Consider the following 21,426-nt stretch of genomic DNA (forward strand, 5'->3'; position numbering starts at 1 on the left):
CCGGTCGGACCGCGTGGCGGGCGACGGGTCAGGGAGCGTCCGAAATCGGGCAACCATGCCTTCGCTCACGGATTGCGCCGGGATCAGGCAAGCGCGCCGGAGCTGACTGCAGGGATTCATGGGCGAGGAGATTGACGATCCGCCGGACGCCGGCCGCGGAGGCGAGCCGTCCGATGCGGCGAACGCTCGCGTCGAGGCCGATCCGGGCGAAAGCGCGATGCGGCCAAGGCTGCATATGACGGGCAGGGGCCTCAGCCCGGCCGAGTACCGCGCCCAGCACGGCGCCCACCCGCATCAGGCCGACGTCTCGCGCGGCGCCGTCCGCAGCGGCGAGGGCGACGGTGTCGACCGCCGGCAGGACATGGCGAGGCGGGGGTGCTGGCCCGACAGGCCGTAACGCGATCCACCCGCGTCGGAGCCCGTCCTCCTCCGCCCAGGCGGATCGGTCGCTCGCGGCCCCGGCGTATCAGGCGCCGTTGTGGCGACCGAACACGCGGCTCGACCCGTCGTTAAGAATCAGGACGGTCGTTTAGGGTTCGCGCCCGGCGGCCTCCATGCCCGGCGAGCCGGCGGGCATGCCGGGCGCGCTCAGCGCCCGGGCGGCGGGGCGTTCGCTGAGCAGGCGGTCGACGTCGCCGGCCGGGACATGGCCCTCGATGGCGTAGGCGCCCATCACGGCCGTGTGGCACGAGGCCAGCCGGTCGGGAATCCCGTGCCGGGCCCGGATGGGGGCGAGGTCCTCGCGCTCGACGACCTCGACGGTCCAGCCGGCTTGGCGCATGTGGGCGATCCAGCCGCCGCAGCAGCCGCACCACGGGGTCTTGTAGGCGGTCATCCGCTTCTGGGGCGCGGCGAGCGCCGGGCCCCCGACGCCGGCGAGCGCGAGGCCGGCAGCGCCGTCAGAACGGCGCGTCGGGAGGGGGAGGGCGAAGAAGCGGGCATGACGGATCCTGGCGAGCGAGGCGACAATCCTAGCCGGATCGCCGGGCGTTGGCGACGCAGACGATGTCGCGGGCTGCCGCCAGGCCCGGTCCCTCAGGATGTGAGCAGACCGCCCCGGCTCGACGACCGGGGGAGCGTCGCGCGCGGGGCGGGCTATGGGACATTCCGCCTCAGGTCGTCGAGCCAGACCCGGGCGCTCGCGTCCGAGGGCGCCCGCCAGTCGCCTCGCGGCGAAAGGTTGCCGCCGGACATCACCTTGGGGCCGTTCGGCATGGCGGAGCGCTTGAACTGGCTGAGGGCGAAGAAGCGGGTGACGAACACCTCCAGCCATTGCTTGATCGTCGGCAGATCGTAGGCGGCGCGCGCGGCGGCCGGGAAGTGGGCCGGCCACGCCCCCGCCTCGACATCCCGCCAGGCGTGCCAGGCCAGGAAGGCGACCTTGGAGGGACGCAGGCCGTAGCGCGTCAGGTAGAACAGGTTGAAATCCTGCAGTTCGTAGGGCCCGATCTTGGACTGCGTGCTCTGCAGCGCGCCCGCAGCGGCCTGCGGCACCAACTCGGGCGAAATCTCCGTGCCCAGGACGCCAAGCAAGGTCGCCGAGGCCGCCTCGTCGAACTGCCCGGTGGCCGCGACCCAACGGATCAGGTGCTGGATGAGGGTCTTGGGAACCGAGCCGTTGACGTTGTAGTGGCTCATGTGGTCGCCGACGCCGTAAGTCTGCCAGCCCAGCGCCGACTCGGACAGTTGCCGGTGCCGAGCACCAGGCCCTCGCGCTGGTTGGCGAGCCGAAACAGGAAGTCGCTCCTCAGTCCTGCCTGGACGTTTTCAAAGGTGACGTCGTAGACCGGTTCGCCGCGGGCGAACGGGTGCCCGATCGCCTCCAGCATCGTCCGCGCCGCAGGCCGGATGTCGATCTCCTCGCCCGTCACCCCGAGGCTTCGCATCAGGGCCCAGGCGTTGCGCTTGGTGCCCTCGCTGGTCGCGAAGCCCGGCATGGTGAAGCCGAGGATGTCGGTGCGCGGGCGGCCCAGGGCGTCGAAGGCCTTCGACGCGACGATCAGGGCGTGGGTGGAGTCGAGGCCGCCGGAAACGCCGACCACGATGCGCCGGACACCGGCGGCGTCGAGGCGCTTGGCGAGACCCTGCACCTGGATGTTGAAGGCTTCGTAGCAATCCTGGTCCAGGCGGGCCGGATCGTCCGGAACGAACGGAAACCGGTCGTGCGGCCGCAGCAGCCCGATATCGACGTGCTCCGCCGCATGCTCGAAGGCGATCCGCCGGAAGGCGTGCTCGGGATGGCCGGCGGCGGCGGCGGCGTTGTTGAAGGTGGACGTCCGCAGCCGCTCGAGGCGCATTCGTTCGACGTCCACGTCCGCCAGGGCCATCTGGGCGACGTCCGGGAAGCGGCGGGTCGCGGCCAGCAGACGGCCGAGCTCGTGGATGGTCGCCTGCCCGTCCCAGGCCAGGTCGGTGGTGCTCTCGCCGGGCCCGGCCGCGGCGTAGAGGTAGGCGGCCTGGCATCGCATCGACTGCGAGGCGCAGAGCAGCGCGCGCTCGTCGGCCTTGCCGACCACGATGTTGGACGCCGACAGGTTGCAGAGCAGGGTGGCCCCCGCCAGCGCCGCCAGGGTCGAGGGCGGCGTGGCGGCCCAGAAGTCCTCGCAAAGCTCCATGTGAAAGGCGAAGTCCGGGACGTCGCTGGCTTCGAAGATCAGGTCCGTCCCGAACGGGGCCGACTGGCCAGCCACGGCGATCTCCAGGCCACGCACGCCGGCGCCGGGGGCGAACCAGCGGTTCTCGTAATATTCCCGATAGTTCGGCAGGAAGCTCTTCGGCACGACCCCGAGGATGCGGCCGCGGGCGAGGGCGACGGCGCAATTGTAGAGCCGTCCGTTGCGGACGAGGGGCGCTCCCACCACCAGCACCGGCTGCAGGTCCCGGCTCGCCTGCACCAGCTCGGCGAGCGCGGCGTTCACCGCCTGAAGGAGGGCGTCCTGGAGCAGGAGGTCGTCGATCGCATAGGCGGACAGGCCCAGCTCCGGAAACAGCATGAGGTCGGCGCCGCGGGCGTGTCCCTCCCGCGCCAGTTTCAGGGTCTCGAGGAGGTTGGCCGCCGGATCGGCCACGGCGATGCGCGGCGTGCAAACCGCCACACGCACGAACCCCTGCGCCCGGTTGGAATAGAGTTCATGCGCTCGGCCTCCTTTGGCGTCGACCGGTACAGGAGCGGCCCGGCGCCCGGCAAGTTGCGCCCTCCGTCGCGCGCCGCGGCCGCCCGAGCTCGGGCCCGCCGTCATCGCGGGCAGGCGGAGCTCGCTGTCGAGGGCGTCGCGGCGCCCCCGACGGCGGCCTACGGCCGCACGGCCGCGTAGAGGGAGATCGACCCGGTCGGGGTGGGAATCCGCCGCGTCTCGCTCACGGCCTCGAAGCCGGCTTCGCGCATGAGGTCCGGGAGCACGCCGAGCGCATTGGGCTCGGTGTGCTCGAAGCCGTCCAGCATCTGAACCTGCCGGAAGAGCAGGCGCATCAAGGGATTCGCCTGGCGGCCGGCGTCGGCCATATGCAGCCGGCCGCCGGGTCGAAGCGCGCCCAGGCAGGCGGCGAGGATCGCCCGCTTCACGGGCATCGGGCATTGATGCAGCACCAGGCTCGAGACCACCTTGTCCGCGGCCGCGCCCGGCAGGATCGCGGTCAGCGCGTCCCCGTAGCCGGCTCGCCATTCCACGTGGACCCCGGCCCGGCGAGCCTTGTCGCGCGCGATCTCCAGCACCGCCTTGTCGGGATCGACGCCGATGAGGCGCGATCCCGGCGACGCCGTCTTGAGCTGGATCGCGAAGGTCCCGGTGCCGCAGCCGACGTCGAGGATTGTCTCGCCAGGCTGCGGATCGGCTTCCGACAGCAGGGCGCACCGCCAGCGACGCTCCCGGGTCATGACGGCCAGCACCCTGTCGTAGGCGCCGGTGAGCTCGTGGCGACCGAGCGCGGGGACGAAGTCTCTGTCCTGGTTCATGGCGACGAGCATCGCCTGGATTCGGGCTCGCCGCTTGAACGAAGCGGCTGCTCAGCCGGAGGGGACCAGGCGCCGCGGCTGCACCCCGAACATCGCCTTCATCGTCCGCGCGAGGTGCGCGCCGTCGGAGAAGCCGGCCTCATGGGCGGCGGTGGTCACGTCGACCCCGCCCGCCAGCAGTGTCGCCGCAAGCTGCAGCCGCCGCCAGAGGACGAACCGCTTGAACGACAAGCCTTGCGCTTCGGCGAAGACGTGACGGAACCGGTCGGCCGACAAACCCGCGCGGCCCGCAGCCGCATCGAGCCGCACGGGGCCTTCCGAGAGCGCGGCGTCGATGAACGTCAGGACGCCGGCCATCCAGGACACCGCGGGCGCGGCCGGCTCGCCTCCGGCTCCGCCCGCCTGGTCCGACCAGAACCGCCGACGGCCCTCGGCCGCCAGCACGTGGGCGCTGGACGCGCGGACGAGCACGGCCCGAAGCGCCGCGCGCGCCTCCACGCCCAGACTTCCCGGCTCGAAAAACAGGATCTCGGCCTGCGCCGCGGCGCCGAGCCGATGGCCCACGAGCGGATCGACGAGAAACGCCGTGGCGCGAAGGACGCGGCCGCCCGCAGTCTCGACGGCGATCGGCCGGTCGGCGAACACCGCCTGCGCCGCGAGGTGCCGGTGAAGCGCGTTGTCGCCGACCGCGCCGCGCCACCGCGCCCAGCCCGGGCCGATCTGCAGACCCCCGCGCCAGGCGCCGTCAGGGCTCACCGGCGCGCCACAGGCGGGAAACGACGCCGGATGGGGTCAGTCACGGTCCCGGCCCCCGGATCGGCCGCGGCGATCTCGCTCGTCGCGGCGGTCGGATCGCGCGGGCTCGTCGGCGTCGTCCTCGAGGCGCTCTTCCCGCGCCCCGGACGCCACGCCGGCGGGACCGATTCGCCAGCTCACGACGGCGACCACCAGGAGCACCAGCAGCAGGGCGGCGGCCACCGAGCCCCGGCGGGACCGCCCAAGAAGATCCGACGCGGGCGCCCGTCGTTGAGGAGTCAGATCGATGGACCTCAGCAGGCACGACAGGCGTGCCTCGCCCGACCTTGAGGGCATTCCGTTCATGTCGCTCATGTCACCCACCTCCTTCAAGATCGAACTCGGGTACTCCAAGGCGAGTTCCAACGCTGCGGTCCCTCAGTCCACGGTTCGGCTTGTTCGCACGACATCCCCGCGCCGAGCGCCGCCTCGAAGCCCATTCGGGTTCGGACCGAAACAACTCGGACAGTCGGCACTGTCCATCTTCACGCCGCTTTGAAGCCGTCTGCTGAACCCATAAAGGCTCGACGCGGCGGAGAAGCCAAAGGTTCCCCGCCGCGTCGTCAACCCGGACGCCGCCGCCCCGTGCGACGACAGTCCGGCAGCAGGGGATTACTGCGGCCGAATCGCCTTCACTTCGCCCGCGCTGCCTGTAACGACCAGATCAAACTCGACCCGGTCGCCGACCTTCGCCTGGTCAATCAGGGCGGGTGACGCCGCGAAGCCCATGGTCATCGCGGGCCATTCCAGACTGGCGATCGGCTCGTGCTCGATCGTGATCTTGCCGCCCTCCGCGTCGATGGCCGAAATCACCCCGCGCGCGGTCGCGGACTCCTCTCCGGCCGCCGACGACATGGCGTCCATCTCCGCCGGCGCCGCGGGGGCAACGGCGGAACCGGTGGCGGCTGGGGTTTCCGTCTCCGTCGCCGGCTGCTGACTGCAGGCCGTCAGGCCGATGACTGCCCCGGCTGACAGGCTCAGACCGAGAGCGAGCGTGCGCGACTTCACAAACAGGTTTTTCATAGGGTAGCTCCTTGGGTGGGGGTTGGGGTTGGACGTGATTTCCGGCGTCTCAGGAGGAGATAGCCGGCTGGGATGACAAGCATCGACAGGAGGGGCGCGGTGATCATGCCGCCGATCACCGGAGCGGCGATCCGGGTCATGATTTCCGACCCCGCCCCGTGGCCGATCAGGATCGGGAACAGGCCGCCAAGGATCACGGCGACCGTCATGGCCTTGGGTCGGACCCGCAGAAGGGCGCCTTCGCGCACGGCCTCTTCGACCTGACCCTGGTCTGGGTCGGGCCCTCGATCCTTCAGCGCATGTTTGAGATAGATCAGCATCACCACGCCGAACTCGGCCGACAAGCCAGCAAGGGCGATGAAGCCCACGCCGGTCGCGACCGACTGGTCGAAGCCCATCAGGTAGAGCAGCCAGAAACCACCGGTGAGGGCGAACGGCAGGGTGCCCATGATGAGCAGGGCTTCGTCGAAGCGGCCGAAGGTCAGGTAGAGCAGGATGAAGATGATCACGAGCGTGGCTGGAACCACGATTTTGAGCCGCTCGGCTGCTCGTTCCAGATATTCGAACTGGCCAGAGTAGGCGATGCTGACGCCCGGCGCGAGATCCACTTCGGCGGCGACCGTCCGGCGTAGATCGGCGACGACAGACGCGAGGTCGCGCCCCCGAACGTCGACATAGACCCAGGTGGTCAGCCTGCCGTTCTCGGATTTGAGCATCGGAGGGCCGTCCGCGATCTGGAGATCGGCGACCGTGCCAAGGGTGATCTGCTGGCCCGACGGCGTCAGGATCGGCAAGGCGCGCAGTTGTTCCAGACTGTCGCGCAATTCTCTCGGGTAACGGACGCTGATCGGATAGCGGGCGAGCCCCTCCACCGTCTGTCCGATCGTCTCGCCGCCCACGGCGCCCGATACGATCGATTGGACATCGGCGATGTTCAGGCCGTAGCGGGCCGCCGCGCGCCGGTCGATGTCGATGTCGACATAACGCCCGCCGGTCAGGCGTTCGGCCAAGGCGGAGGTCACGCCCGGTACGGTCCTGGCGACATCGGCCACCTGGGCCGCGATACGGTCCATCGCGGCCAGGTCAGAGCCGGACACCTTGACGCCGACGGGGCTCTTGATGCCCGTCGCCAGCATGTCGATGCGATTTCGGATGGGAGGGACCCAGACGTTGGACAGTCCGGGGACCTGAACCGCGCGATCGAGTTCTTCGATCAGTTTTTCCGGGGTCATGCCCGGCCGCCATTCATCGCGCGGCTTGAACTGGATGGTGGTCTCGAACATCTCCAGCGGAGCCGGATCCGTGGCGGTTTCCGCCCGGCCCGCCTTGCCGAACACGGTCGCCACTTCGGGCACGGTGCGGATCATCCGGTCCGTCTGTTGCAGCAGTTCCGCGGCCTTGGCCGGGGAGAGACCCGGCTGGGCCGAAGGCATATACAGCAGGTCGCCCTCGTCCATCGCCGGCATGAATTCGCCGCCGAGCTGGCTAAGAGGCCAGGCGGTGGTGGCGAAGATCAGCAAGGCTGCCACCAAGGTCTTTCTGGGATGATGCAGCACCCAGTCCAATGGCCCGCGATAGATGCGCGTGAGCCAGCGATTGATCGGATTGCTCTGTTCGGCCGGGATCCGTCCGCGGATCAGATAGCCCATCAGAACCGGCACGAGAGTGATGGACAGGATCGCCGCCGCCGCCATCGCATAGCTCTTGGTAAAGGCTAGGGGCGCGAACAGCCGGCCCTCCTGGGCCTGCAGGCTGAACACCGGGATGAACGACAGGGTGATGATCAGCAGGCTCAGGAACAGCGCGGGGCCGACCTCCACGGCCGCCTCGGTGATGACCTTCCAGCGATCTTCGCCCGCCAGCTTTTCATCCGGGTGATCGTGTTCCCATCGTTCGATGTGTTTGTGGGCGTTCTCGATCATGACCACCGCCGCATCCACCATGGCGCCGATGGCGATGGCGATGCCGCCCAGCGACATGATGTTGGCGTTCACGCCCTGAAGATTCATGATCAGGAAGGCCGCCAGGACGCCCAGCGGCAGGGTCAGGATGGCGACCAGCGCCGACCGGGCGTGCCAGAGGAACAGGCCGCAGACCAGGGCGACGACTATGAACTCCTCGATCAGCTTGCCGCTCAGATTGTCGATCGCCCGGTCGATGAGCTGCGAGCGATCGTAGGTCGTCACCACTTCGACTCCCGGGGGCAGTCCGGCTTTGAGCGTCTCGAGTTTCTCGGTCACGGCCGCGATCGTGGCGCGGGCGTTTGCGCCGGATCGAAGGATGACGACGCCGCCCGCGACCTCGCCTTCGCCGTTGAGCTCGGCTATGCCGCGTCTCATCTCCGGGCCGATCTGGATGGTCGCGACATCCCCGAGGCTGATCGGCACGCCTCCAGCCGCCGTGCGGAGCGGCACGGCCCGGAAGTCGTCGAGCTCGGTCAGATAGCCGTTGGCGCGGATCATGTATTCGGCTTCGGCGAGCTGGAGCACCGAGCCGCCCGTCTCGCCGTTGGCGCGCTGGAGAGCGTCCACCACCGCCTGATGGGTGACGCCGTAGGACGCGAGCCTGACGGGGTCGAGCACCACCTGGTATTGCCGCACCATGCCGCCCAGGCTGGCGACCTCGGCGACCCCCGGCACGGTCTTCAGCTCGTAGCGGAGGAACCAATCCTGCAGGCTTCGCAATTGCGCCAGATCGTTGCGGCCTGTGCGATCGACCAGGGCGTATTCATAGACCCAGCCTACGCCGGTGGCGTCCGGACCAAGTGCCGGTTGGGCGGTCGCGGGAAGCCGCGCCTGCACCTGGCTGAGGTATTCGAGGACCCGGGAACGCGCCCAGTAGAGGTCCGTCCCATCTTCGAACAGCACATAGACGAAGCTGTCGCCGAAGAAGGAATAGCCTCGAACCGTTCGCGCGCCGGGTACGGACAGCATGGTGGTCGCCAGAGGATAGGTGACCTGGTTCTCGACGATCTGGGGCGCCTGCCCCGGGTAGCTGGTGCGAATGATGACCTGCACGTCCGACAGGTCCGGCAAGGCGTCGACCGGCGTGCTGCGAACCGCGAACAGGCCGGCGGCGAGCAGGGCGACGGCGGCCATAAGGACGAGGAAGCGCCCCTTGACCGAGGCGCGAATGACCGCGGCGATCATTGGCTCGACCTCCCGCGCGAGGCGGGCGCGGCCATGGATGCGCCCGTTGGGGCGGCGGTGGCGGGCCGGGACGTCGGGCCGATCGGCCGCGCCGTTACGCCTGACAGGCTGGCTTCGGAATCGATCAGGAACTGCCCCGACGCGACGATCCGTTCGCCTTCCCTGAGACCGGCGAGGATCTCGGTTTGCCCCCCGGCTTCTCGCCCGACACGGACCTCGGCCGGTTGATACCGGCCTTCCGGCCGGGCGAGCATGACAATGTCCCGTTCACCCGTTCGGATCACCGCCTCGGTCGGCACGAGCAACGCCGTCGTCGAACCGCCGCCGAAGGTGATCCGGCCGAACATGCCGGGGCGCAAACGGCCCCCGCGATTGGCCATTTCGATCCGTCCCGTGACCGTGCGGCTGTCGCCGACGAGTTCCGGCAACAGGGCGGTCAGACGACCCGTGAACCGCTCTCCCGGGAACGCGGTCAAAGCCACCTCGACGGACTGTCCGACCCTTAGCCGGCTCCCCAGCGCCTCCGGGATGGCGGCATTGACCCAGACGGTGGCCAGGCCGTTGATCTCGGCCAAGGTCATGCCTTGGGTCACGCTCATGCCGGCGCGCACGCCCAGGGTCTTGATCACGCCGCCAGTGGGCGTTGAGATCGTGATCGTGTTTCGCGCCCGCCCGCTGCGCTCCACCGAGGCGATCAGGCTCTCGGACATGCCCATCAGCACCAGTCGCTGCCGCGCCGCCTGGATCAGGGGCGTGTTGCCGGTGCGCCGTACGGCCAGATATTCCGTCTGGGCGCCGCCCCAGGTCGGGATGAGCAAATCGACCAGAGGCGCGCCCGCAGCGATGACATCGCCCGGCGCGCGGTTGTAGACTCGCTGCACGAAGCCGTCGGCCCGCGACTGGACCACGGCGATGTCGCGTTCATTGTAATCGACCACCGCCGTGGCGCTCAGATCGCCCTCAAGGTCGCCACGGCGAGCCGTGGCATACCGGACCCCCAAATTCTGGGCCAGCGCCGGATCGATTCGAACGCCGGGGGTGGCGGTCGTTCCCCCCTCATCGGCATATTTGGGGATGGTCTCCATGTTCATGGACGACTTCCCCGGCCCCGGGTAGCGTTCGTTTGGAACCATGGGATCGTACCAATAGAGGATCTCGCGCTCCCCTCCCCCCTCGGCGGTCTCACCGCCGGCCCCATCCAGCCGCGGAGCGACGACGATGCCGGCCCCGACGCCGACCCCGACCAAAAGAAGCGCGCCCATGGCGATGCCCAGGCGTTTGTTGCGAAGGGCGTTCATCGGTCGTCGTTCCCATAGGTGAGAGTGATCTCGACCACTTGACGCATCACGGCGGCCTCGCGATCGAGCGTGTCGAGCCGGGCGTTGGCCACGGCGGTGAAGGCTTCGAGAACTTCAACGATGCCCGCCCGACCCGCCGCATAGCTCGCGGTTTCGAGATCGGAACGCTGAAGGACACTGGGCAGAACGACGTCGCGCGACCGGACCCATTGATCGTGAGCGGTCGCGTATTCGGCCAGGGCGCTTCGCAGCGACGCGGTCAACACGCGCTCAGCGTCCTCACGCTCGGCGGTGACCCGCAGCGCATCAGCGGCGCGCGCGGCGATGACGGGATCCTGCCTTCGACCGGGAAAGATCGGCAGCCGCACGCTCGCTCCGACGGAGAACAGATCGCCGAACCGCTCATCGCGGCGGGCGTAGCTGGCTTGGAACGACCAGTCCGGGCGACGTCCGGCGCGGGCCAGGTCGACCTCGGCTTCGGCGCGGCGCGCGGCGGCTCCATAGGCCCGCACGGTCGGCAGCTGGGCGATGCCGTTCCGCAAGGCGGTCAGGTCGAGATCGTCCTGCGGCGGCGGGCCAACCGTCTCGGGATCGGCGTCGCCCGTCCACCGGGCGAGTTCGGCTCGCGCCTTCTCGATGTCGGCGGCGAGACTGCTGCGGCGATCGTCAAGATCGGCTTTGAGCTGAACGGGCCCGAGAGCGTTGGCGGGCCGATAGGCGCCGGACGCGACTCCGGCCGGGGCGGCGTCCCACAGGGGTTGCAACGTCGCCAGCAGCTCTTCCAACGCCGCAAAGCGGCGTTCGGCATAGAACAGGTCGATCCACGCAAGGCCCACGGCGACCCGGACCTCTCGTCGCGCGACGGACTCCTCAGCGCCGGCGACGCCGATCGCCGCCTCGGCGATGTCTCGCTCGGCGCGACGACGCGCGCGGCTGGGCACCTCCTGCTCGACGCCGATCCTGAGCATGGTGAAGTCTTCATCGAATTGCCCCGCGAACGGCCCGGTCACCGGATATCCGTCGAGACCGACGGAGAGCCGGGGGTCCGGCAGAAGCCCCGCTGCCGGAACGGCCGCACGAGCGGCGTCGACACCCAATGCGCTGGCGCGCAGACTGGGTGCGCTGAACGCCGCGCGGGCCAGGGCCTCGTCGAACGTCTGGGGGTCAGCCTGGGCCGGCGCGGTCCAGACGCTCAGGAGCAGAACGGAAGCGGGAAGGATCGCCCAGCTTGCGGTTAGCTCACGGCACCGGGTGGGCGCCGAAGCCTCGGCTCGCCGCGTCGTGACGCGCGGCAGGCGGACACGGGGCGGCTGACAAGCAGACGCGCGTGTCGCCGTCCTCAAACGAATGGTCATGAAATTCCTCGAAACCATCGGACCCGCCGTGAGGGCAGGACACCGGCGAAGGGCTCAGATCGATCGGTTACCGCGGCGTAACGTCGCGCACGGCTTCCCGTTCAGCGAAAGCGTTCTAAGCCAGCCGTTTCGGCGGATTCTTCAGTGGAAGCGGGCCTGCGCCCTCTCGCACGACATCGACGGCTGCGAACCGGAGTCCCCGCGGAGCCGAAGGCCGTTGAACGGTCGGCGCCGGCGGCATGGGCGCCGCGACGGCGGCGCAGCCCATCTTGGCGATGCAGTCGGGCGTCATCTCGTCGCAAGGGCTAGTAGCGCCGCCGGAAGGCCCGTCCGCCATCACCATCATCTCGGCGCAATCCATGTCCGCCATGCCGCCCGTCGCTTCGAATACCTGGAACGGCGTGGCGTGCGCGGACGACTGGCCGACGAAGCCGGCCACCGCCAGGGCGAACAGAAGGGTGCGGACGAGGTTCCACATGCGCGGTCATCCCACGCCCGTCGGCCGGCCGTGTCAAGCGACCGACGGGCTGGCGTCGGGCGCGCGCAACGCAATGCTCCGGATCAGCGCGCGCCCGCCCGCAGTTCGAACGAGGGATTCAACCCCGGCGCCCGTATAACTCATTGAACCCCTCTGGTTTCGGAGCCTCCCTATGACCACTCGCAAAATCCTTTCCGTCGTCGGCGCCGTCGGCGCCCTGCTGTTGGGGGCGACGCAGGCTGCCGCCCACGCGCGCGTCGTCGCCTCCAACCCGGCGGCGAGCGCGAGCATCGCCTCGCCGCGTTCGCTGACGGTCACCTTCAGCGAACGCGTCGTTCCCGCTTTCTCGGGCCTCGAGGTCGTGAACGCCGCCGGTGCCAAATTCCCGGTCGCGACCACCGTCTCCGATGACGGCATGACCGTTTCGGGACGGACGGCGCGACCGCTCGCGGCCGGCGCCTACAGCCTCAACTGGCATGCCGCCTCCGCCGACGGCCACCGTATGACCGGCGCCATCGCCTTCACGGTACGCTGACCCATCGTGCTCGACGTTCTGGTCATCCTGCTCCGGCTCGCGCAGTACGGCGGCGCGGTCGTCCTGCTCGGGACGCCGCTGTTCCTCCTCTACGGGTTGCGCGGGTCGGACGCGGTGGCCCTCGGCTGGACGAGATCCTTGCTGGTCAGCGCGGCGGCCGTGGTCGCCATAGGCTCCGCCGCCGCCTTCGCGGCCCAGACCGCTGTGATGGCGGGCTCGCTGACTGAAGGTCTCAAGCCGGCGACGCTCGGCTTCATGCTCACGGGCACGAGCCTCGGACCCGCCTTTCTCGTCCGGACGCTGGCCGCGTTGCTCGCGCTTCTTGCGCTCATTCAAGACAAGCCGTCCCGCGGCCTGTGGAAATTCGTCGCTGTCGCCGGTCTTATCGTCGGCGCCAGCTTCGCCTGGACGGGACACGGCGCGGCCACCGAAGGCGCGGGGCGCTATGTTCATCTGACGGCCGCGATCCTGCACAGCTGGGCGGCGGCGGTGTGGCTCGGCGCGCTCGCGGCCTTGCTGATCCTGACGTTGCGGCGGCGGTCAGAAACGGTCGATGGCGATAGGATCCTCTATCGAGCCCTTCACGGATTCGCCGGCGTCGGATCCGCATCGGTCGCCGTCCTGGTTCTGAGCGGATTGGTGAACAGCTGGTTCATGGTCGGACCCGATCGTATCGCTGGCCTCTTGAGCACGCCCTACGGTCTGCTGTTGACGGGCAAGCTCGTGCTCTTCGCGCTCATGCTGGTTCTGGCGGCCGCGAACCGCTTTTATCTGACGCCCCACCTCGGCAGCGCCCTGGACGATCCCGAGTATCTTGGCCCCGCCATTTCACGGCTGAAACGCAGCTTGGTGATGGAGACCCTCCTCGCCCTGGGGCTGCTGGCCCTGGTGTCCATCATGGGAACCCTGGCTCCGGTCTCGGCCATGGAAATGGCGATGTAGCCGTTGGCGCGCGCCGAACGCGCTGGAGCCAGGTGCGTCGCACGCGCTCTTGGGACCGGCTGCGAATGGCCGTTGGCCCAGCGACCTGGACCCGCCTAGACTGCTCAAGAATTGAGGGGGCGCGCCGTGTCAGATCGAGTTCGTGATCTTATTGAACAGTGGCGGCGCGACCCGGCTGCGACCTACCAGACCTGGTTCTTGTGGGACGAGCGTCTGAAGAATTTCCGCTCCATCCGTCGCGGCATCGGCCAGGTCGTCAAGGAGATCGAAGCAGGCCGGTTCGGCGTGGCCTATCGCGGGTCGTCGCTGGAGACGATCGTTCATTCGGTGGCCGAACAACGGCAGATCTTCAAGGGCGCGGACCATGCCTTCCTCTGGAAGCCCAAACTTCGCATCCCGGACATCTACGAAAACCCGGCCAATCAACGCGCTTTCGGCCGGCTCCTGCATCACTGCAGCTGTTGTTCGACAGCAACGGAAATTCTCGCGGGCATCCGCACGATCGACCAACTCCGAATCAAGGGACTCGGGCCTGCAGTGGCCAACCTGATCTATTTTCTCCATCCCACCCACGTTTCGCCGTTCAATACCGCGATCGTCAACGGCTACAACGCGATCACCGGATCAAAGGTCAAGCTCGGGAGCTGGGAGCACTACCTTGCGATGCGGCAAGGAATTTTGGCCCTCAACGCTCGCTACAGCGATCTTCTGTCCAACGATCTCGGGGCGATCGCGGGCTTCCTGTTCGACGTGGGCTCCGGCCGTTATCCCGCGCCGCCCCTGGACGACGAGAGTCTGTCCGCCAGCGGCTGGGACGCGCGGCTGGCCGAAGCGCGCGCCGAAGCGGTCAAGTTCGAGAAGACCGCGCTCCAGCAGGGCGAGACGGACCGGACCCACACAGAGATCCAGGCCTGGGTCCGTGATCTGGGTCGCGCGCTGGGCTACAGGGTCTGGATCGCGTCCAATGACCGCGGGCGCCAGCACGAGGGCGCACGCCTGAGCGAGGGCTGCCTAGAACAACTACCGCCGTCGCTGGCGAACGGTCCAGGCGCCGAGTCCATCCGGCTGATCGACGTACTCTGGCTGGAGGGAGACGCGGACCGCGTGGCGGCCGCCTTCGAGGTCGAGCATTCCACCACGATCTACTCCGGTGTCGTGCGAATGCTGGACCTCGCCCTGTCAGGCGAACTAAACATCTCCGCCGGCCTTTTCCTGGTCGCTCCCGACAGCCGCGAAAACGATGTGCGGGCGCAGTTGCAACGTCCGGCCTTCAGCCGGATCGCCGATCTCAATGTGCGCTATCTGCCCTACGGAGAACTGGAACGGCACCGGGCATCAATCGCCCGCTTCGGAACCGGTCTCAGGGCTCTGACCGAGATTTCGCACCGCGTGACCTGATCGTCGGTGACTGGCCCGCCTCGCATCCAGGTCGTTCTGGCTCACAGGCCTGATAGGCAAGAGCGCGATCCTCCAGCCGCACCCGCCAGGTGATCAGCATGGCATTAAGCGCGGTGAACACCACTGCTATCCAGACCTGGCCGAAAACCAGCGGCAACATGGCGATCTCAAGAGATGCGATCCAGTAGTTGGGATGACGAATGACCCGGAAGGGCCGGATCGGACTAGCGGCGCGCCGGGCAGGTGATGATCCGAGTGGTCCAAAACCGGCCAAGGTCGCGATCACCCCGCTTGCTCCAGCGCGCTCGTCGTGCTCTCGGCCATCAGGGCGACTGCGTGTTCCAGGAACAGGTCGTTCCGCTCCGCGAAGCTGTGCGGCTGCAGATACCAGTCCATTGGGACGCACGAATGCCGTGTGTCGATCAAGGCGTTTCGATAGATAGGCGCCAGCCGCTCGAAACCGCCGTGGGTCGTGGCGAACATTTCGGCCCCGTTGGCCGCGACGTCCTCTTGCCGCAGGATGTGCGGCGGCCAGGCGGTGGTCAGGGCGGCGAGACGCGGTGGTGAAGTCCGGTCGTTGTCTCTTGGCAGAGCTTCCTGTGATCGAGCCGTCGCCTGCCTCATGGCTCCCGCTTGCGAACCGCACGCGCCATTTTCAGGTCGCGGGAGATCCGTATCCACAGCAGGATGAAGCCCGAAATCACAATGCTCAGGGTCAAGGCGGTAGTGATGATGATCAGGGGGTGATTGAAGTCCTCGCCGTCGTTCCAGTCCATGACGTGCAGTCGCCAGAAGAAGTCGAAGATCCGCCACACGCCCGAGCGGCGCGTCACCACTTCGCCTGTCGCTGGCGACAGGTAGAAGGCCGTCTTTTCGCGGTCGGCGAAGTCTACCCGCCACAGCGGTCCGGTGCGTCCCGTCTCCTCGGGCGCCGTCGCCAGAAGAACCGCGCCGGAAACCCGCGCCTCGCCCTTGTACGCGCCCTTGGCGAAGGCCGAGGCGTCGGCGGCCGACATCGGTCCGAACGGCCGGCCGGTCGCGGCGGACACGACGACTGGCTCGCCCGACGCCGGCTTCAAGGTCCAGGCCGCCCCCCGCGGCGTCGTGTGAAGCTCCGCCTGGACAGGCGCGACGCCCGCTCGGCGCGCGATCTCGCTCAGTGCCGGAAGCGCGCCGAGCTCCAGCGGGCTCGGCTTGAGGTCAACCGCCCGATGTTCGCCGCGCACCGTCTCGATCGGAATGGCCGTCATCACCAGACCGCCGCCGACCCAGAACAGCACCTGAAGGCCGACGATGAGCGCAATCCATTTGTGCAGCTGGGTGGAGAGCTTGAGAACCTTCATCCCTGGGCCTCGCCTAGCCGTGACGCGCGAAGACGCGCGTACCGCCGCCCTTGAGGATCAGCAGGGTCTCATAGGGCTCACGTTGGCCGTCTGGCGTCTCCATGCCGGGAGACCCCAGCGGCATCGCCGGCACTGCGAGGCCCACGGCCTCGGGACGTTCGGCCAGAAGCTTGCGGACATCCTCGGCCGGCACATGGCCCTCGAGGACATAGCCGCCGATCATGGCCGTGTGGCAGGAGGCGAGCGCCTCGGGCACGCCTTGGGTGCTGCGTATAGAGCGAAGGCTCGGGAGTTCGTTGACCCGCGCCTTGAAGCCGGCGGCGCGCATGTGATCCACCCAGGCCGTGCAACAGGCGCAGGTCGGGGTCTTGTAGACCGCGAGCTCGGTCGATGAACGGGCGCCCGGAGCGCAGGCCGCGACGGCGACGGAGCCGGCCCCCGCGGCCAGAAACGCACGGCGTGAAAGGGTGGGCATCGATCTCATGGGTCCCTCTGGCGAGCGATATCTGGAGGCCGCCGATGACGGTCGCCGCCGCGATCAGGCGGCGGGGCGGAAGGGCCGGGCCGAGGAGTGATAGACGTCGAACCTCCACTCGTCACCCCGCTTGCGCAGGACGCTCGTGGCGGCGCCGCGGCGCTCTATGGGGGCCCGGGCTCCGTACTTGAAGGTGATGTGGAAGGTGTAGGTCTCGCTCACGAAGGCGGTGTCGCCGTCAACCTCGACTTTCATTTCGTGGTTGCGGAAGTCGAAGCCGGCCAGATCGGCGAATTCGGGCCCGAGATGGTGCTCCAGATAATAGGCGAACGATCCCTCCACGCCGCCGTTCTCGAAGATCTCCGAGTCGGTCCAGAACAGGGCCGGCGTCTGCGACACGTCCATCCGCTCGATGGCGTCCTTGTAGGCGGTGACGACCGCTCGGACCTGGGCCTCGTCAGCGGATTGCGCATCGCCGGGGGCGTGCGCCGAGCCTGGCGTATGGGCCGAGCCGGGGGCGTGGGAGCGGGCCGGCGCCTGTGATTGAGCTTGCGCTTGGCCGGAGGTCGCGAGGAGGGCGGCGACCGCCGATCCGGCGAGTGCTGAACGGAACATCATGGTGCAGTCTCCTGGTTTGCCGCGGCCGCAGTAGAACCCGGTCCGGCGAAGTAGATGAAGAACGAGGCGTTCGGGCGACGACGGACCCCAAGGCCGTCAGAACATCAGATGCCTCATGCCATGGGTCAGCATCCCGCCCAGCAGGCCGTTGACCACCACGGCGGCGGCGGTCACGGTCAAAAGACCGATGTAGATCAGCTCGCGCCCGCGCCCCGGCCGGCGGACCCATTGTTCCTTCGCCCACCAGCTCAGCAGGCCGAGCGCGGCGATCGAGGTGCCGAGCCACCGATGGTAGAGGTGAGTCACATCGTCCTTCCCGGGCAGCCCCATAGCGAACCATCCCAGCGCCACCGCGGCGACCGCGGAGATCGCCGCCAGGGCGATGATCACCCGCGTGCCCTGGGTCAGGACCGGCCGACGCAGCGTCAGGGCGGCGATCTCGAGGAGCGCGGCGACGAGGAACAGCGCGATCGGGAAATGGACGGCGGCGGGATGCATGGCGCCGAGCCAGCGATACAGGCGCTGGGGCATTGGCTTGGGACCCTCGTCCGCCGTCATGGCCCCGTGGTCCATGTCCATAGCCATCCCCGGCATGGCCATCACGCCGCCTTCTGGCACGGCGCCCGCCGGCGCGGCGGCCTGGGCACGGGCCGCGGCCTGCTTGTCATGATCCTCGTGCGCGAACGCGGGCGCGCTGACAGACAGCGCCACCACCAGGGCGATCCCCGACAGAAGTTTGCGTATCGACATTGTTCTCTCCCATCCCGTCCCTTCTGCTAACTACGCACCGGGGAGGCCGTCCCCTCGTTTGAGGGATTTGGCTTGTTTCGGCGTAGTAGGGATTAGGGGCGCAAGGAGAGTGTTCGATGGCGCGTAATTTGGATGATCTTTTGGCCGGATCGGCGGCGACGCCCTTGGGCCGGTCGCTCGACGGGCTCGAACCGCTCGTCTGGAGCCGGGTCGACGCGCTTCGCGGCGAAAGGCTCGCGTCGCAACTGCGTTTGGGGGCCGTCGCCATGGCCCTGGTCACCGGCCTGACGGCAGGCGGCGTCGGCGCGGTCGCCGCCCCCAGACCGGCCGGGGAGATGGCCATTTTCACGGTCGACGCGGGCCTGTCGCCTCTGGTGAGACTGGAAACCGGCCGATGAAGCGCGGCTGGCAGGCCATCGCCCTGACGGCCGTCCTGGCGGCGGTCGCCAGCGGCGCGGGCACTTGGATCAGCGCCAGCTGGGTGCTGAGCCGGCGCGAACCGCCATCCCTGCACGACATCGTGCACCACGACCTGAAGCTCTCGCCCGACCAGCTGACCCGCATCGACGCAGTCGAAGCCCGGTTCGCCGCGCGCCGGCCCGCGCTCGAAGCGGACGTCCGCGCGGCCAATCAGGAACTGGCGCGCGCGATCGCAAGGAGCGACGGCGACGGTCCCCAGGTCCAGGCGGCGGTGGACCATTTCCACGTCGCCATGGGCGCCTTGCAGAAGGAGACGATCGCCCACGTCTTCGAGATGCGGTCCGTTCTGACGCCGGCCCAGGCCGAGGTATTCGACGACCGTATCGTCGAGGCCCTCGCGCCCGACGAAGGCTAGCGTTCCGCGTGGACAGCCCCAACGACCTGTCAGCCCGCGCCGCCGGCGGGGACCGGGCGGCCTTCAGCGAGTTGATGCGGCAGACCAAGACTTCTCTGTTCCGTTTCGTCCGGCGCTATGTCGGCGATGAACAGGACGCCTGGGACCTGTTGCAGGACACCTATGCGGCGGCCTGGATCAACATTCGCCGCTACGACCCGGTCCGACCCTTCGAGGCCTGGATCCGGACCATCGCACTCAATAAATGCCGGGACTGGAGCCGTCGCCGCTTCGTTCGGCGGCTCATCCGGGGCGACGTCGACCTGTCGTCGCCGGAAGCCATGTCCGTGCCGGACGGGGCCGAGGCGGTGGATGACCGGATGGATGCCAGCGCAAGGCTGGCGCGGTTGAACGAGGCCATGAGCCGTCTGCCGCCGCACCTCAAGGCTCCGCTTATGCTGACGGCGATCGAAGGGCGCAGTCAGGCGGAAACGGCCGGGATGCTGGGTGTCTCCATCAAGACCGTGGAGACCCGCGTGGCGCGGGCTCGTCGCAAGCTGTCCGAGGCGCTGGACGACACGCCCGCTGTCCGGGCCGCTCTTGAGTGATCAGCTCGAGGGTCCTCGGAACCTTCGTCGCGCCTTAGCCCCGCTCGGGCCGCAGCGGCGCTCCGTCGATCGACCTCCAGGCGGCGAGGGATGCGGCGCCCGTCCGCGTATTCTAGTATGAGGGCGTCGCGGGAAATCGACCCGACTGTCGCCCTTTTCTTTCAGGAGCTTGTCACATGAGAGTCCCGATCCTCGCCGCCGCAGCGGCGATCACCCTGGGCGCCTGCCAGCCGGCCGCCGACCCTCAACCGGTCGAGGCCCAGACGGCGCCGGGCGCCTCGGCGACGACCCCGATGGAGGCCGCGCCGGTCGCCACGCCCGAGCCGACCCCGCAGCCGCAGGCCGCCGCACCAGCCCCGGCGCTGTCCCCCCGGGCCTCGACGCCCCGACCGACCCGCCCCGCGCCGGCGCCAGCACCCGCCCCGACGCCGCCGCCGGCCGATCCGATGGCCGGCCATGACATGTCGAAGATGGACGGCATGACCATGCCGCCCAACCAGTAGTCCACGTAAGCATCAGGAAGTCTCTCATGAACCGTTCAATCCTCACCAGCCTGGCCGCTCTGGCGGCGCTGGCTCCCGTCTCCCTCGCCCAGGCCCAGAGCCATTCGCACGCGGGCATGTCGGCGCAGGATCACGCCGCCATGCAGGCCCCCGCCAACGGCGTCGTCACCGCGCCCGCGGACAACGCCATGCTAGCGGTCGCGCCGACGACCTTCTCGGCGACGTTCCCGCACGCCATGACCCTGACCTCTCTCAGGCTGACGGGCCCTGACGCCCGGTCCATCGACGTGGCTGTGGTCGACGACGCGGCGCCGGTCACCACGGTCAGCGCGCCCCTCCCCATCCTGGCCCCCGGATCCTATTCCGCCGCCTGGGCCGCGAAGGGCGCCGACGGCCACCAGATGAACGGCGTGGTCCGTTTCATGGTTCACTGAGGGATCGGCCTCCCGCCTCCTGAGGGGCCGAAGCCGGATGTGGAAGGAACGCCGCGCGACCTGCCGCGCGGCGTTTTTCCGTCGTCGATCAGCGGTCGGCTCCCCGGCTGACCCCTCGCGATGGTCTTTCAGCCCTGGGCTCAGTCGGCGCGCCGTGATCGCCGGCCGGCGCGATCCATCCGGCCGGGGGGCGAACTACGCTCCTGAAGGTGGGGCGCCAAGCTCGCCAATGTCCGGGTCACAACGTGGGCGTCGCCGAAACCGCGTCCTACAGCTTGGCCAGCCTCCGGGTCGTACAGAATGGTGAAACAGCCCAGCGCCTTGGCCGGGCGAATGTCCCATTCCAGACTGTCTCCGACGACACAGACCTCGGGCGGATCGACGTTCAAGGCGGCAAACACTCGCCTGAACGCGCCCGGATCGGGCTTGCCAACGCCGACCTCGCCTTCAATCTGGATATGATGGAAACGCGAAGCCAGACCGAAACGCTCGATCTTGGCGCGCTGCAGTGGACCGGCGCCGTTGGTGAGCAGCGCGAGCCGGTATCCAGCGTCCCGCAGTTGGACCAACACGGCGTCCGCCTTGGGTTCGAGCCGCATCTGCCGGTCGCGATGGAGGCTGAAGGCGTCGGCGATGCGCTCTGCGATCTCGGGAGATACCGTTGGACTACTGTCGCGCCGCAAGGCCTCGAAGGCTTTGGCTGCGATGACGCGCCGGGCCTGCTTCGGGTCTGCGCGGCCCACGGCGTGGCTGTCCGGATCGCTCCAGAAGGCCCGCCCCGCCTCCGTCAGGGCGCGCGCTGCAACGTCCGGAGCGAGGTCGCCAAGCTCGGTCTGGTATACCTGACAGACGCTGCGCCACGCCAGATCAGGGCGGCGATAGGCTGAGAGCAGGGTGTCATCCAGATCGATCACGACGGCCCGGATCCGCCGCCCCGCTGTCATTGGACAACACCG

General features: G+C 68.7%; 25 protein-coding genes and 1 pseudogene. 9 read left to right on the forward strand and 17 right to left on the reverse strand.

Annotated features, from left to right (window positions below; genetic code table 11):
• Positions 1–118 precede the first annotated feature (118 nt).
• A complete protein-coding gene (locus tag GYM46_RS08915) occupies positions 119–397 on the forward strand; it encodes a hypothetical protein (RefSeq protein WP_164952661.1) in 279 nt (92 codons plus the stop codon).
• A 132-nt stretch (positions 398–529) separates the two neighbouring features.
• Here the strand turns inward: GYM46_RS08915 and GYM46_RS16835 are convergent, their stop codons facing one another.
• From GYM46_RS16835 to GYM46_RS08965, 10 genes and pseudogenes are all read right to left on the reverse strand, one after another.
• Positions 530–835: a DUF411 domain-containing protein gene (locus tag GYM46_RS16835; RefSeq protein WP_244304227.1), complete on the reverse strand. Its 306-nt coding sequence runs from the start codon at positions 833–835 to the stop codon at positions 530–532.
• 260 nt (positions 836–1,095) lie between these two features.
• Positions 1,096–3,101: pseudogene (locus tag GYM46_RS08925) on the reverse strand (NAD(+) synthase).
• A gap of 191 nt (positions 3,102–3,292) precedes the next feature.
• Positions 3,293–3,964 carry a class I SAM-dependent methyltransferase gene (locus GYM46_RS08930; RefSeq protein ID WP_230307678.1) on the reverse strand — a complete coding sequence of 224 codons (672 nt, stop codon included), beginning with the start codon at positions 3,962–3,964 and terminating at the stop codon, positions 3,293–3,295.
• 39 nt (positions 3,965–4,003) lie between these two features.
• On the reverse strand, positions 4,004–4,708 hold the full coding sequence (locus tag GYM46_RS08935) for a helix-turn-helix transcriptional regulator (protein WP_052004914.1): 705 nt from the start codon (positions 4,706–4,708) through the stop codon (positions 4,004–4,006).
• Positions 4,709–4,744: 36 nt separating this feature from the next.
• Positions 4,745–5,062 (reverse strand): hypothetical protein, encoded by a 318-nt coding sequence (locus GYM46_RS08940; RefSeq protein ID WP_135194148.1) that lies wholly within the window; start codon positions 5,060–5,062, stop codon positions 4,745–4,747.
• A gap of 297 nt (positions 5,063–5,359) precedes the next feature.
• Positions 5,360–5,770 (reverse strand): copper-binding protein, encoded by a 411-nt coding sequence (locus GYM46_RS08945; RefSeq protein ID WP_164952662.1) that lies wholly within the window; start codon positions 5,768–5,770, stop codon positions 5,360–5,362.
• Positions 5,767–8,919 carry an efflux RND transporter permease subunit gene (locus GYM46_RS08950; protein ID WP_164952663.1) on the reverse strand — a complete coding sequence of 1,051 codons (3,153 nt, stop codon included), beginning with the start codon at positions 8,917–8,919 and terminating at the stop codon, positions 5,767–5,769. The genes GYM46_RS08945 and GYM46_RS08950 overlap by 4 nt, the downstream gene beginning before the upstream one ends.
• A complete protein-coding gene (locus GYM46_RS08955) occupies positions 8,916–10,217 on the reverse strand; it encodes an efflux RND transporter periplasmic adaptor subunit (RefSeq protein WP_112863185.1) in 1,302 nt (433 codons plus the stop codon). The genes GYM46_RS08950 and GYM46_RS08955 overlap by 4 nt, the downstream gene beginning before the upstream one ends.
• Positions 10,214–11,572: a TolC family protein gene (locus GYM46_RS08960; RefSeq protein ID WP_135194144.1), complete on the reverse strand. Its 1,359-nt coding sequence runs from the start codon at positions 11,570–11,572 to the stop codon at positions 10,214–10,216. Before GYM46_RS08960 ends, GYM46_RS08955 begins: the two co-directional genes overlap by 4 nt.
• A gap of 115 nt (positions 11,573–11,687) precedes the next feature.
• Positions 11,688–12,050 (reverse strand): hypothetical protein, encoded by a 363-nt coding sequence (locus GYM46_RS08965; protein ID WP_088582514.1) that lies wholly within the window; start codon positions 12,048–12,050, stop codon positions 11,688–11,690.
• A 172-nt stretch (positions 12,051–12,222) separates the two neighbouring features.
• Here GYM46_RS08965 and copC point away from each other — a divergent pair, with 172 nt between their 5' ends.
• The 3 genes from copC (at position 12,223) to GYM46_RS08980 (ending at position 14,925) form a co-directional block, all read left to right on the forward strand.
• The gene (gene copC / locus GYM46_RS08970; RefSeq protein ID WP_088582513.1) at positions 12,223–12,585 is read left to right on the forward strand and encodes a copper homeostasis periplasmic binding protein CopC; all 363 of its coding nucleotides are present in this window, start codon (positions 12,223–12,225) and stop codon (positions 12,583–12,585) included.
• Between the two features lie 6 nt (positions 12,586–12,591).
• The gene (gene copD, locus GYM46_RS08975) at positions 12,592–13,527 is read left to right on the forward strand and encodes a copper homeostasis membrane protein CopD (RefSeq protein ID WP_088582512.1); all 936 of its coding nucleotides are present in this window, start codon (positions 12,592–12,594) and stop codon (positions 13,525–13,527) included.
• A 126-nt stretch (positions 13,528–13,653) separates the two neighbouring features.
• Entirely contained in the window at positions 13,654–14,925 is a 1,272-nt protein-coding gene (locus GYM46_RS08980) for a type II restriction endonuclease (RefSeq protein WP_088582921.1), read from the forward strand.
• Here GYM46_RS08980 and GYM46_RS17020 read toward each other — a convergent pair.
• The 6 genes from GYM46_RS17020 to GYM46_RS09010 all read right to left on the reverse strand — a co-directional run bounded on the left by GYM46_RS17020 (position 14,888) and on the right by GYM46_RS09010 (position 18,111).
• Positions 14,888–15,085, reverse strand: a complete 198-nt coding sequence (locus tag GYM46_RS17020; RefSeq protein WP_353738806.1) for a hypothetical protein — start codon at positions 15,083–15,085, stop codon at positions 14,888–14,890. The two genes, GYM46_RS08980 and GYM46_RS17020, sit on opposite strands and share 38 nt — an antisense overlap.
• 122 nt (positions 15,086–15,207) lie before the next feature.
• A complete protein-coding gene (locus GYM46_RS08990; protein WP_088582511.1) occupies positions 15,208–15,549 on the reverse strand; it encodes a hypothetical protein in 342 nt (113 codons plus the stop codon).
• The gene (locus GYM46_RS08995; protein ID WP_164952664.1) at positions 15,546–16,268 is read right to left on the reverse strand and encodes a PepSY domain-containing protein; all 723 of its coding nucleotides are present in this window, start codon (positions 16,266–16,268) and stop codon (positions 15,546–15,548) included. The genes GYM46_RS08990 and GYM46_RS08995 overlap by 4 nt, the downstream gene beginning before the upstream one ends.
• A gap of 13 nt (positions 16,269–16,281) precedes the next feature.
• Positions 16,282–16,752: a DUF411 domain-containing protein gene (locus GYM46_RS09000; protein ID WP_306418727.1), complete on the reverse strand. Its 471-nt coding sequence runs from the start codon at positions 16,750–16,752 to the stop codon at positions 16,282–16,284.
• A gap of 54 nt (positions 16,753–16,806) precedes the next feature.
• Positions 16,807–17,361 carry a YybH family protein gene (locus tag GYM46_RS09005; protein ID WP_088582508.1) on the reverse strand — a complete coding sequence of 185 codons (555 nt, stop codon included), beginning with the start codon at positions 17,359–17,361 and terminating at the stop codon, positions 16,807–16,809.
• A 96-nt stretch (positions 17,362–17,457) separates the two neighbouring features.
• Complete coding sequence (locus tag GYM46_RS09010) at positions 17,458–18,111, reverse strand: DUF2231 domain-containing protein (RefSeq protein WP_088582507.1); 654 nt, start codon at positions 18,109–18,111, stop codon at positions 17,458–17,460.
• Between the two features lie 116 nt (positions 18,112–18,227).
• On the opposite strand from GYM46_RS09010, the gene GYM46_RS09015 reads away from it, so the two are divergent.
• From GYM46_RS09015 to GYM46_RS09035, 5 genes are all read left to right on the forward strand, one after another.
• Positions 18,228–18,509 (forward strand): hypothetical protein, encoded by a 282-nt coding sequence (locus tag GYM46_RS09015; protein ID WP_088582506.1) that lies wholly within the window; start codon positions 18,228–18,230, stop codon positions 18,507–18,509.
• Positions 18,506–18,946, forward strand: a complete 441-nt coding sequence (locus GYM46_RS09020; protein WP_088582505.1) for a Spy/CpxP family protein refolding chaperone — start codon at positions 18,506–18,508, stop codon at positions 18,944–18,946. Before GYM46_RS09015 ends, GYM46_RS09020 begins: the two co-directional genes overlap by 4 nt.
• Before the next feature lie 8 nt (positions 18,947–18,954).
• Entirely contained in the window at positions 18,955–19,533 is a 579-nt protein-coding gene (locus tag GYM46_RS09025; RefSeq protein WP_230307708.1) for an RNA polymerase sigma factor, read from the forward strand.
• 176 nt (positions 19,534–19,709) lie between these two features.
• Positions 19,710–20,036, forward strand: coding sequence for a hypothetical protein (locus GYM46_RS09030; protein ID WP_164952665.1), 327 nt, complete (start codon positions 19,710–19,712; stop codon positions 20,034–20,036).
• A gap of 26 nt (positions 20,037–20,062) precedes the next feature.
• A complete protein-coding gene (locus GYM46_RS09035) occupies positions 20,063–20,470 on the forward strand; it encodes a copper resistance CopC family protein (protein ID WP_164952666.1) in 408 nt (135 codons plus the stop codon).
• A 140-nt stretch (positions 20,471–20,610) separates the two neighbouring features.
• Here the strand turns inward: GYM46_RS09035 and GYM46_RS09040 are convergent, their stop codons facing one another.
• Positions 20,611–21,384 carry an HAD family hydrolase gene (locus tag GYM46_RS09040; protein ID WP_164952667.1) on the reverse strand — a complete coding sequence of 258 codons (774 nt, stop codon included), beginning with the start codon at positions 21,382–21,384 and terminating at the stop codon, positions 20,611–20,613.
• Positions 21,385–21,426: the final 42 nt, after the last annotated feature.

Source organism: Brevundimonas mediterranea, assembly GCF_011064825.1.
Lineage (GTDB): Bacteria > Pseudomonadota > Alphaproteobacteria > Caulobacterales > Caulobacteraceae > Brevundimonas > Brevundimonas mediterranea_A.